12 protein-coding genes and 2 pseudogenes are annotated in these 12420 nt (G+C 35.5%); 1 reads left to right on the plus strand and 13 read right to left on the minus strand.

Features of this window, described 5'->3' with window-relative positions:
* The first annotated feature begins 32 nt into the window (after positions 1-32).
* Positions 33-1427, plus strand: coding sequence for an amino acid permease (locus GQ589_RS04250; protein ID WP_202112508.1), 1395 nt, complete (start codon positions 33-35; stop codon positions 1425-1427).
* Between the two features lie 79 nt (positions 1428-1506).
* Here the strand turns inward: GQ589_RS04250 and GQ589_RS04255 are convergent, their stop codons facing one another.
* The 13 genes and pseudogenes from GQ589_RS04255 to aas all read right to left on the minus strand — a co-directional run bounded on the left by GQ589_RS04255 (position 1507) and on the right by aas (position 12123).
* Entirely contained in the window at positions 1507-2109 is a 603-nt protein-coding gene (locus GQ589_RS04255; protein WP_160400236.1) for a MarC family protein, read from the minus strand.
* Between the two features lie 146 nt (positions 2110-2255).
* Positions 2256-2606, minus strand: a complete 351-nt coding sequence (rplS, locus tag GQ589_RS04260; protein WP_034900792.1) for a 50S ribosomal protein L19 — start codon at positions 2604-2606, stop codon at positions 2256-2258.
* A gap of 33 nt (positions 2607-2639) precedes the next feature.
* Complete coding sequence (gene trmD, locus GQ589_RS04265) at positions 2640-3392, minus strand: tRNA (guanosine(37)-N1)-methyltransferase TrmD (RefSeq protein WP_160424768.1); 753 nt, start codon at positions 3390-3392, stop codon at positions 2640-2642.
* 16 nt (positions 3393-3408) lie between these two features.
* Entirely contained in the window at positions 3409-3939 is a 531-nt protein-coding gene (rimM, locus tag GQ589_RS04270) for a ribosome maturation factor RimM (protein WP_160400238.1), read from the minus strand.
* A 23-nt stretch (positions 3940-3962) separates the two neighbouring features.
* Positions 3963-4211 (minus strand): 30S ribosomal protein S16, encoded by a 249-nt coding sequence (rpsP, locus tag GQ589_RS04275; RefSeq protein WP_034900786.1) that lies wholly within the window; start codon positions 4209-4211, stop codon positions 3963-3965.
* A gap of 257 nt (positions 4212-4468) precedes the next feature.
* Entirely contained in the window at positions 4469-4843 is a 375-nt protein-coding gene (locus GQ589_RS04280) for a DUF956 family protein (protein ID WP_160424770.1), read from the minus strand.
* Positions 4844-5013: 170 nt separating this feature from the next.
* Positions 5014-5925, minus strand: a complete 912-nt coding sequence (locus tag GQ589_RS04285) for a PTS system mannose/fructose/sorbose family transporter subunit IID (RefSeq protein ID WP_160424773.1) — start codon at positions 5923-5925, stop codon at positions 5014-5016.
* Between the two features lie 16 nt (positions 5926-5941).
* On the minus strand, positions 5942-6742 hold the full coding sequence (locus GQ589_RS04290; RefSeq protein ID WP_065635490.1) for a PTS mannose/fructose/sorbose transporter subunit IIC: 801 nt from the start codon (positions 6740-6742) through the stop codon (positions 5942-5944).
* A gap of 20 nt (positions 6743-6762) precedes the next feature.
* Positions 6763-7305: pseudogene (locus GQ589_RS12515) on the minus strand (PTS system mannose/fructose/N-acetylgalactosamine-transporter subunit IIB); the annotation flags it as partial.
* 56 nt (positions 7306-7361) lie between these two features.
* A pseudogene (locus tag GQ589_RS12520) lies at positions 7362-7737 on the minus strand (PTS sugar transporter subunit IIA); the annotation flags it as partial.
* Between the two features lie 158 nt (positions 7738-7895).
* Positions 7896-8792: an N-acetylmuramic acid 6-phosphate etherase gene (gene murQ / locus GQ589_RS04300; protein ID WP_160411911.1), complete on the minus strand. Its 897-nt coding sequence runs from the start codon at positions 8790-8792 to the stop codon at positions 7896-7898.
* Positions 8779-9966: a lysophospholipid transporter LplT gene (gene lplT, locus GQ589_RS04305; protein ID WP_160424777.1), complete on the minus strand. Its 1188-nt coding sequence runs from the start codon at positions 9964-9966 to the stop codon at positions 8779-8781. Before lplT ends, murQ begins: the two co-directional genes overlap by 14 nt.
* 15 nt (positions 9967-9981) lie before the next feature.
* Positions 9982-12123, minus strand: a complete 2142-nt coding sequence (aas, locus tag GQ589_RS04310; protein ID WP_160424779.1) for a bifunctional acyl-ACP--phospholipid O-acyltransferase/long-chain-fatty-acid--ACP ligase — start codon at positions 12121-12123, stop codon at positions 9982-9984.
* Positions 12124-12420 lie beyond the last annotated feature (297 nt).

Here is a 12420-nt window from a genome sequence, read left to right on the forward strand (position 1 = left end):
CAGCAGTTTTTATTGATTATTAGGCGGTTTACATGACAACATCAGAATCACAAGAAAGTCCTTATCCCAGTAGTTTGAAGAAAAATCTAAAAAATCGTCATCTTTTGATGATTTCTTTAGGTGGTTCTATTGGCACTGGGTTATTTATCGGTATCGCATCTCCACTTAGTACGGTTGGTCCATTAGGAACCATTATTGCCTATTTAATGGCAGGAAGCATTATGCTTTCAACTATGTTATGTTTAGGTGAGCTTTCTTGTGCATTCCCTCATGCTGGCTCTTTTCAACATTATGCATTAATGTTTATACCTAATCCAATTTGGAGTTATACCATAGGTTGGTTATATTGGTTAAGTTGGGTGCTATCTATGGCGGCCGATTTAACTGCCGCATCAATGATTGCTCACCAAACTTTCCCGTCGATTCCTATTTATCTTTTTAGTTTGTTAATTTTAATTGTTCTTACTTCAGTGCATTTAACTTCTGTTCGTGCATTTGGAGAAAGTGAGTATTGGTTTTCAACTATTAAAGTTCTTGCGATTATTGCATTTATTGGTGTGGGGATTTATTTACTTAATCACCAATATGCTGAAACGCATATTTTACCAACATTTAAAACCGAAAAAGGCTGGTTTCCTAATGGCTTTTTAGCAATATTTGTTTGTATGACTATTGTTACTTATTCATTTCAAGGTGTCGAATTAATTGGAAATGCAGCAGGTGAAGCTGAGTCTCCTCAATCTGTTTTACCTAAAATTATCACTGGTGTTGCTTTTCGTATTATTTTATTTTATGTTTTGGCCATTGCTGTTTTGGCGCTTGTGTATCCATATGGAACAGAACATACTGAAATCAGTCCATTTGTGTGGGTATTTAATCAAGCTGGAATTACATTTGCTTCGTATATAATGCTTTTTGTGATTTTTTGTGCGGCTATATCTGCTGCTAATTCAGCTATTTATGCAAGCTCAAGAATGTTATGGTCTATGGCTCAAGATAACTTGGCTCCAAAATATTTTTCAAAAGTGAATCGACGAGGTGTTCCAACAAAGGGCATATTATTTATAGCCATTATTGCATTAGTTTCTTTGTTTTCTAAATATATTGCGGCTGAAAAGCTTTATATTTATTTAGTAGCAGGTACAGGGCAAGTAGGGTGCTTTGCGTGGATTATTATTGCTTGGTGTCAATATCGTTTTCGTAAAGGTGTAAATAGCGGTAAATACTCTAAAGAGATGATAAAGTTTAAATCACCACTTTTCCCTTGGCTTGCTGTTATTTCCATTATTATAAATAGTGTTATTATTGTTGGTGTTTGGTTTGGTGATTCTGGGCAATTTATTTTATTGTCGGAAGTTATATTAATTATTGTTATTCTTATTTCTTATTTGTTTTATAAAAAACATAATATAATCAAAAATGATTAATGTAATTTGTATGTGTATGTAATCATCTAATAATATTATTTTAGTATGATTACATACAATCGCTTTTTATTTTTGTGTCTTATTTTAAAAAAGCTGATATACCTGTAAATACAACCTGTGCAGCAATTGCTGATATCAATAGCCCCGTTAACTTTGATAAAATTGCAATTCCTGTGTTTTTTAATACTTTAGCAATTCTTTTTGCGCATAAAAGCATTGCATAAATTCCAGATGAAGCAATAAATAAAGAGATAGCACCAGTCATATTGGCAGCAAATCCTAGTGAGCTTGTTCCCATCACAATAATAGTACCAATGGATGCAGGCCCCATACATAGTGGGATTGCAAGGGGAACTACACTGATATCTTCATCGCTATTAATTTTGTTTTTTTCAGGCGAGTCGTTCATGAGTGAAACCGCAGTAATAAATAGTAATACCCCTGAACCAATTCGGAATGCGTCAAGCGTAAAGCCAAAAACACTAAACATAGTATTGCCAAAAAAGAAGAGTACGATACCAATGATGAAAACAGCGCAAGATGTTTTGAGTGCAGTTTTACGTTTAAGCTCTTCATTATATTGTTTTGTGCCACTTAAAAATGCGCTTAAGACAGCAGGTGGTGTCATTAATGCAAATAATTTTACCGTTGTTGATAAAATTGCAAAAATATAGTCAATCATAGTCCACCTTTTATATTAATTCTTTTAAAAACTACGTTAATTTACCAACAATAATTGTTGGGTTGAATTTTTTTATTATATATAAAAACGGTCACCATGAAGGTGACCATCTTAATCTGATATTTTTATTGATAAACAATAAAAAATTAGTTAAGGCGCTCTTTAATACGAGCAGCTTTACCACGAAGTTCGCGTAAGTAGTATAGTTTAGCTTGACGTACTTGACCACGACGTTTCACAGTAATTGAATCAACAATTGGTGAGTGAGTTTGGAATACTCGTTCAACACCTTCGCCATTCGAGATTTTACGTACTGTAAATGCTGAATGTAAACCACGATTACGAATCGCAATGACGACACCTTCATAAGCTTGAAGACGTTTTTTGTTACCTTCAACAACCCATACTTTTACTTCAACCGTGTCACCAGGGCGAAAAGACGGGATGTCTTTTTTCATTTGTTCTTGTTCTAATTGCTGAATAATTGCATTTTTCATAATGTTATCTCTTATGCTAGTTTCACTGAAATATTAATTGCTTTGTTTATTGCTGTATTCATGTTTAAATTCAGCAAGTAAACATTGCTCTTCATCAGTCAGAGCTAGATTTGCAAGAAGATCTTCTCTTCTTAACCAAGTTCGTCCTAGTGATTGCTTTAATCGCCAACGACGAATCGCTTCATGGTGACCAGACATTAACACATCAGGCACCGCCATTCCATCTAACACCTCAGGCCGAGTATAGTGTGGACAATCAAGTAAACCGTTAGCAAAAGAGTCTTCTTCTGCTGATGATTGGTGATTTAATACGCCAGGAATAAATCTTGCTAGTGCATCAATCATTGTCATCGCCGGTATCTCTCCGCCACTTAACACGTAATCCCCAATTGACCATTCTTCATCAATTTCGGTTTGGATAACGCGTTCATCTATGCCTTCGTATCGTCCACAAATCAAAATTAATTTTTGATTTTTTGACAATTCGCAAACACCTTGTTGGTCTAATTTGCGCCCTTGTGGGGAAAGATAGATTACTTTTGTATTGTCACCTACAACTGCTTTTGCCGCATGAATCGCATCCCTAAGTGGTTGTACCATCATTAACATGCCTGGACCACCACCATAAGGTCTGTCATCGACAGTCTTATGCTTATCATGCGCAAAATTGCGCGGATTCCAATAATCTACTGTTAACAGACCATTTTTTACTGCTCGACCAGTTACGCCATAACAGGTAATAGCTTGAAACATTTCGGGAAAAAGGCTAATTACGCCAATCCACATATTGTTACCTTACCAATTAAAAAGCGGGATCCCAATCGACCAAAACCGTTTTTGTTGTTAAATCAACTTGTTTAATGAATTGATCTTCAACAAAAGGAATCAAACGTTCTGTTGTTCCAAATGCATCTTTTAGATTTGCTTTTACCACCAATACATCATTAGATCCGGTTTCCATTAAATCAGTCACCAGCCCTAAATCATAACCATTAACTGTTTTTACTCGGCAACCAATGAGATCTTTCCAATAAAAATCACCATTGCTAAGTGCGGGTAATTTTTCTGCATCAACAAATACTTCAGCATTAGTTAGTGCATTAGCTTGATCTCGATCATCAATGCCTTTGAGTTTCACAATCATGTCTTGATTATGCGGTTTAAAGCTTTCTACGATTATTTCTTGCCATTGTCCAGCACGCTGGATATACCAAGGAGTATAATCAAAAATACTATCTGGAATTTCTGTAAACGAAAAAATTCTGATCCACCCACGAATTCCGTAGCTTGAACCAAGCTTGCCAACAACAATGAGGTTCTCAGTATTCATCATTACAGTGACTCTTAATAACTTTATTAAGCAGCTTTTTGTGCTTGTTTGATTAGTGCGTTAACACGATCAGAAACAGTTGCACCTAAACCAACCCAGTGATTTACGCGATCAAGATCTAAACGTAATTCTTCTGCTTTACCTTGTGCAATTGGATTAAAAAAGCCAACGCGCTCAATAAAACGACCATCACGTGGGTTACGGCTATCAGTGACAACTACTTGATAAAAAGGGCGCTTTTTAGAGCCGCCACGAGCTAAACGAATAGTTACCATAACATCCTCTTAAGTTAAAAAATAATCTTTTTTTTGCCCAACATGGACAAAATCAAAGCCCCAGAATTATACTCTTTCTAGTAAAAAGTGCAATGGCTGATTGTTGTTGATGTGATTCTATGTTGTTTGTTTAAGCTAACTTACAAAAAAGAATAGAAAAAATAGTATAATTATGATTTATTTAATTTTAGTGCCACAAAGAGCACTAAAAATAGTCCGTTTTATTTTATTTATCGAGAGTTATCGCAATGATGGTGCTATTTCTTTTTATTTTTTCGAAAAAAAGCCCGTTTTAAAACATCAAAAAAACCCAGTGAGCGAACCATTTTTTGTCCGTCAACATAAACTCTAATAGCTTTTAGTACTTTTTTCGGGTCTTTAGATGCAAAGGTGAAAGTTCCATTTTTTTGGGTTTGAATTGAATAGCGGGGAATCCATCTACCACCCAATAGCACAGATGCGACAACGTAGTCTACTTCGTCCCAAGGTATTTGTATATATTTACGAGGGTCATTTTTGTGGTAGAACTCAAAGGCTTTGTCGCCAATCATAATATTGCCATATTCTGTAAAACCAACGAAAGCTGTTGCTTGTGTGGTTAAGTCTAATTTAGTGTTTAATGATTGAACCATTATTATCCATAAATAAATTGGTAGTTTTATAAATTAACCTATTATTTTTAAACGTTAAATGAGTTAAAAATAATGGTTTTATCGAAAGATATAATAAAATGGTGATATATAAAAAGTACTATATATTAAAATATAGTACTTTTTTAGAAAATGTTATAAAACATTATATTTTATAACAGGCCGATTACATGCCCAACTATACCAACAATAAATAATCCAAGGATAATTAAAATTGGTGATACTTTTTTACGAAGTAACCACATACAAAAGAAGGTCAATAGTAAAGGAACGAGTCCTGGTATTAATTGATCTAAGTTATTTTGTAAAGTAGTTACTTTTTGTTGGGTAAGTGATAAACCATTTTGCATTTGCATTAATGCTTTTTGAATGCCTTCTCCACCAGTAGGTAATGAGTCCCAGTCAATGAATGCACCGTTATTTAATTTTACTTTTGCAACAACAGGTTGGAATTTTATTGACACCCATCTTTGTACCAAAGCGGCTACAACCAACATTCCCAAAATAGAGGCACCTTTAGTTATTTTAGGTAGTAAACCACCGGATAAATTATCAATAATTTTTGAGCCAGTATGGTAACCAAATTCTTGGGTATACCACATAAAACAGCAACGAATAATATTCCAGAGTAAAAAGAATAAAATTGGTCCCATAATATTGCCGCTAAGCGCGAGTGATGCGCCAAGTCCTCCAAGCATCATTCTCAATGTAAACCAGAATACGGGATCGCCCACACCTGCAAGTGGCCCCATCATACCGATTTTTACCCCTTGAATGGTAACGTCATCAATAGCCGCTCCATTTGCGCGTTCTTCTTCAAATGCAAGTGTTACTCCAAGTATTGGTGATGCTAAATAAGGGTGTGTATTAAAAAATTCTAAGTGGCGTTTAAGAGCTGCTGAACGATCTTCTTTGCTAGTATATAATTTTTTGATAGCAGGAATCATTGAGTAAACCCAACCACCATTTTGCATACGTTCATAGTTCCAAGAACCTTGAAGGAAAGTTGAACGCCAAACAACAGCTAAACGATCTTTTTTGCTTAATTGAATTCTATCAGTCATTTTTTTCTCCAAGTCCTTAGTAATCATTTAAAATATCATCAAGTGGATCCCCTTTACTACCACCATTTGATGAATTGCCACGTTCCGAAAGACTGAGGTAAATTAGTGCTAATGCGACGCCTAAAGCACCAATTGCAATTAATGTCAATTGCGATATAGCCGCAATCACAAAACCAATAATAAAAAATGGCCATACCTCACGGTTTGCCATCATATTAATTACCATTGCATAACCAACAGCAACCACCATACCACCCCCAATAGACATTCCTATTTCTAACCATTTAGGCATTGCAGCTAAAGCGCTTTTAACCGTTTCAGCAGGAATAAATAGTAAAGCTGCTGCGGGAATAGCTATACGTAAGCCTTGCAGGCAGATACCGAAAATTTGTAATAATTCAATTTTTCTAATATTGGCATTTTCAGCAGCAGCGTCCATCATATGAACTAACGGAACAGCAATAGTTCGCACGATAATGGTTAAGAATAAACCGGCTACTGCAAGTGGAATGGCAACAGCAATGGCTGTCGATACACCAGCAACACCTTGTCCACCTAGTACTAAAATAATTGACGAAGCAACCGATGCTAGTGCGGCATCGGGCGCAACGGCTGCGCCAATATTAGCCCAACCAAGTGCAATCATTTGCAACGAACCGCCTAGTACAACACCTGCTTCTAAATTACCTGTTACAAGTCCAATTAATGAACAAGCAACTAAAGGTTGATGGAATTGGAACTGATCTAAAATACCTTCCATTCCTGCTAAAAAAGCGATAAATATCACCAAAATGATAGCAATAATTGATAATGTCATAATATAACCCCTTAAATAAATTAATTCTTTTGCTGCGCTAATTCTTCTTTCGCTTTTTTTAGTAATTCGTCCATATTGCTATTAGAATCGTTAGGTACTTTACGAACATCAAATTTTATATTTTTTGTTTTTAATTTTTCAAATGTTTCGACATCTTCAGCATTCATTGATAGTACTTTGTTTACCATAACTTTGCCTACAGAGTGAGCCATCGATCCCACATTAATCTCATTGATGTCAACACCACCTTCTATTGTTCGTAATACATCTTGCGGTGTTTCAAATAAAAGTAAAGCTTTTGTATTTCCAAAACGTGGATCGCGAGATACCTCAATAATTTTTTTGATAGGAACAACATTGGCTTTTACACCAGGAGGTGCTGCTTCTTCAATGAGTTTTTTTCTTAACTTATCTTTGGATACTGAGTCAGAAACGACAATAATACGATTAGGGGTTGTTGATTTAGTCCAAGCAGTAGCAACTTGACCATGCAATAAGCGGGAATCAATACGAGCTAATACAATTTTCATTTTGCCATCCCCAAGTACTGTACCTTCTGGAATAGTCGATGATTGTTTGCTTGATTGAGTATTACTTGTTGGAGTCTCGACCGTTGTACGAACGCCTTCTTTACTTGGTTCAATAATTGCAGCAGCAATTTCTTTCGCTGTTTCCATTGAAAAACGAGAGGAATAGGCTTCAATTAACATAGGTAGATTTAAACCAGCTACAATAGCCCAGTTACTATGCTCTCCACATAAATTGTTGGCTTGATTAAATGGTGTGCCTCCCCATAAATCAACTAAAAAAAGTATTTCATCTTGATTATCAAATGTAGCTATTGCTTCAAGCATTCGCTCTTTTAAACTTTCCGGACTATCACTTGGATGCAAGGTAACAGCTTTAACATTTTCTTGCTCTCCAAATATCATCGTTCCTGATTGTAGAATACCTTCAGCAAACTCCCCATGAGTTGCTAGGATAATTCCAACCATAATAACTACCTCCTAATTTTTATATTAATTACATAATATAAAGTCTATAAAATAAAAATACTCAGTTATTTTACACTACAAAATAAGCTAAAAAATATTTACTCATCACATTATAGTAAAAAATACTTTTGTTTTTATCAAAATACGATTGGTGAGCGCTATAATGCTCGACGAATAAAGCCATTATTCTTATTAAGGACTTGTTTAGCTTGTGCTGCATTTAGACCAGAAAGAATCATTAAAATGGCAGTTTTGCAATGCTTTTGGCATTGATTTAATGCTTGAATAGCCATTTCTCGACTACAATCGGTGGATTGCATGACGATTGATATTTGTCGCTCAATGAGTTTTGCGTTGGTCGCCTCGACATCAACCATGAGATTGCCGTACACTTTACCTATTTTAATCATGCTGGCTGTAGTTAGCATATTTAGTACCAGTTTTTGTGCTGTACCGGCTTTCATTCTTGACGAGCCAGTAATTACCTCAGCACCAACAATAGGCGTGATTGCTATATCTGCTATGTTAATCATTGGGGCTTTAGGGTTGCAGCATAAACTGACGACAGTTGCTCCGATTGATTTGGCATATTGCATACCGCCTATTACATAAGGTGTGCGCCCACTAGCTGCAATGCCAACTAAAATATCATTTGGGTTAAAATTGACTTTTTTTAGGTCATTAATCGCCAACTCAGAATTGTCTTCGGCGTTCTCAACTGCTTTAAAAATAGCAGAGTTTCCTCCTGCAATTAGGCCAATAACTTGTTCGGGCGGTGTGCCATAAGTAGGTGGGCATTCACTTGCGTCTAAAATACCTAGCCGGCCAGAAGTACCTGCACCAATATAGATTAATCGTCCTTGATTTAAAAAGCTCTGGCTAATTGCATCGACAGCTTTTGCTATGTTTATTAGCTCTTTTTCAACAGCAAGTGCAACTTGTTTATCTTCATTGTTGATTATTTGTAGTATTTCCAGCGTGGAACAGTTATCTATTGTTTCACTATTTGGGTTACGACTTTCGGTTAACATACCTGATAGGTTAATTTTTTGCATTCTTTTTTAGTCCTAACCATAACAAAAATATCACTATAGCAAATAAACTACCAAAGCCAACGCCTATAGTAATTACTGATAATTTTAACGCAACTGCTAACGTATAAATCCCTAACATTACCATCATTGCAGTATATTCACTCAAATTTTGCACGGAAATAACACTGCCGGCACCAACCAATTCTTTGCCTATTTTTTGAATAAATGCATTTAATGGCACTAAAAAGAAACCGCCTAATGCACCAATAACAATAAGTAATATATAAGATGAAATGATATGGCCTTGTAATGTAAAGGCGATTACAGCTATTCCCATCATTATTCCTGCCGGAATACAACGTAATGTGTTGTTAATTGAAATAAATGTACTTGCTAGCCCTGCACCAATTACAATTCCGATAGCAACTATCGCGTTAAGGTTTGTTGGTGTAGCGTTGTCATGAATATCTAAAATAGCAGGAACCCAACTAATTAATAGAAAACGTAAAGTAATACCTGCTCCCCAAAACAAACTGGTACCTAATAGTGTAAATAAAACACGTTTATTGTTGCATATGATTTCTACTGTATTAGTAAAATCGTTTACCATATCGATAAATTGCCATGAAATATTTTGCCGTGCAGCAGGTAACTTAGGAATGAAAAAATTAGCAATAACCGCTAGTCCATACATTAATATACAAGTAAGTAAGGATGCATTTATATTAAAGTCAGCTATATGACCACCAGCTAGCGAACCAAGCAAAATTGCCGCAATGGTAGATGCTTCAATTAATCCATTTGCTTTAACTAAATTATTGCCTGTAGTGAGTTCACCTAAAATTCCGTATTTAGCAGGAGAATAAGCAGCAGCTCCTATGCCAACTAAAAAGTAACTAACAAAAGGACTTATATTTAAACAAATACAACCTGCACCTAATAATTTGATACTATTTGAAATCATCATTGCTTTGCCTTTTGACATACTGTCAGCAAATTGACCCACAAAAGGTGAAAGTATGATAAACGGTGCGACAAAACTAATCTGTAATACCGATTGGCTCCAGGTTGGATAATGCAAATTTTTAATGAAAGCTAAGATGGCAAAAAAAATTGCGTTATCGGCAAATGCTGAAAAAAACTGCGCTAGCATGGTCGAGACCATGCCTTTGCTTAATAGTGAATGCTGTTTCATATGACATCTCTTTGTTTATTCATCAGCCATTTTTCGTAGGGTAATAAAGTCGATTTTACCTGTACCTAGTAATGGTAATGCTTTAACCACACGAATATCACGAGGAACAGCTAATGCAGGGATACCTAATTCTTGAGCGGCTAGGTTAAGTTGTTCTCGATTTAATTTTTCAGAAGTCGTAAATAAGACAATCGCTTCACCTTTAGCTACATCAGCTTTAACTGTTGCTCCATGCATTGCATCTGAGTCGATTTTTTTTGCTAAGGTTTCAACACTTTCTAATGAAACCATTTCGCCTGCAATTTTGGCAAATCGTTTCAGGCGTCCTTTGATCGTTACAAATCCTTCTCTATCGATAGCAACGATATCACCAGTATCATACCAACCTTTTTCGGACTCCCCATGTTCATCGATAGCGACAGGTTCTTCAAGTTTGCCTGGGTTTTCAACACGTAAATAACCTTTCATAACATTAGGTCCTTTGACTTGTAATTCACCGCCATCACTAATACCTGGAATGTGAATTAATCTTGATGTCATGCCCGGCAATAATCGCCCTACAGTACCCGCTTTAAATGCCATGGGAACATTAAGTGCTACAACAGGTGCACATTCGGTAACACCATAACCTTCCAAAATACGAATACCATATTTATCTTTCCATTGTTCTCGTACTGCGTCTGATAGCTTTTCAGCACCTGCAACAACATAGCGTAAACGCATAAAATCATATGGATGCGCATAACGGGCATAGTTTGCCAAGAAAGTTGGAGTACCAAATAAGACCGTACAGTTTTGGTCATAAATAATTTCAGGGACCATACGGTAATGTAATGGATTTGGATATAAAAATGTACGGCTACCTGAAAATAGTGGTAAAAATAACCCTGCGGTAATACCAAAGGCATGGAATAGCGGTAAAGCCGACATGAAGCGATCTGCGGGGGTTGGATCTATAACAGTCCGAATTTGTTCAACATTAGCAAGTAGGCTTCCATGGCTATGGACAACACCTTTTGGATTTCCCTCTGAACCAGAGGTGAATAGTATTAGTGCTTCATCATCACTTGACTGAGAGCATTTAACTAATCGAGGAATATACTGATGAATTGCGATATAAAGTTTATCTGTAACGGTTAAATTATGACGTAGATCTTCAAGAAAACACCACTTAACATCTTTGATTTCTTCAAGTAGATAATCAAGTTTACCTTTTCTAATAAATTTGCGTGAAGTAATAATAGTTTTAATTTCGGCAGCCGTAATAGCACAGTTCAAACCTTTTGTTCCAGCGGTATAGTTAAGCATTGCTGGAATTCGATTTCTTACTGATAAACCAAAAATAGTTGCAACAGTAATGGTTGCATTTGGTAACAAAACACCCACTCGCTCTTTGTCTTTGGTTATTTTGGCAATAATGCAACTAACGCCAATAATTTGTTTGAGTAGATTACGATAAGAAGCTTCATGTGTTGTTGGATCTTGCACCATTCTTGATCTAACGCCATAGCGAACTTGTGCTTCTAATAATGCTTCAAAAAGTGTTAATTTGGGACGACTTGCCATACGAGCATTCATCATAATTTGATGAAGTTTTTCACCTGCAATATAACGTCGTTCACTAGCCTTAGGTGCATCAGGCATTGCAATTGATGTCGGTTCAAGTACATGAATGGTTACTTTTGGAAATAAGCGACGTTTAAACAATCCTTTTAAACGGCTGGTCAGAGTAAATTCTGCTCCTTCTATCCAAACTGGTACGATGGTTGCTTGAGAACGTGCTGCAACAAAAGCAGCGCCATCATAAATTTTCATTAAAGAACCTGTTATAGTAATTCTTCCTTCAGGAAATATCACTATAGGGCGACCTTTTTCAATTTCTCTAACTAATCGCTTAATTGCCATTGGACTGAGAGGATCCATTGGCACAAAATCAACATAACGCTTTGCTAAGCGGACTAACCAGTGATTAATATAACCCGAATAAATAGCAAAAACGGGTCTTACAGGTAAAAATACACCGATTAGAATACCATCAAGGAAAGATACATGATTAGGAGTAATAAGAAGTCTATCTTGTTTTAAGTTTTCAAAATTACCATGAATTTTTACATGGAATAAGATCTTTAAGAAAAATTTTAATATTTTAAATAACATCTGATTTCTCAAGTATCGTGCAAAATTACACTCTGTAATAATAGTGAAAATATAGAAAATATACAAGAAATGTGATTTTTGTTATATAAAACAAGTTGTTAAAGTTTTATTTGCAATGATTATTGATTTAAAAAATGGATATTAAATATAAAAAACTAAAAAAATTACCAATTTTTTGTTTATGCGTGCCTAACCTTTAATGTTAGATATCAAAAAGCGTGTGTTTGTTAAAACATGATATTATTGATCTAATTAAAAAAGTCGGTATTGAAAAGTAGTTTTTATTAAAAAAGTTTT

It is taken from the genome of Gilliamella sp. Pas-s27 (assembly GCF_009795865.1).
Classification (GTDB): domain Bacteria; phylum Pseudomonadota; class Gammaproteobacteria; order Enterobacterales; family Orbaceae; genus Gilliamella.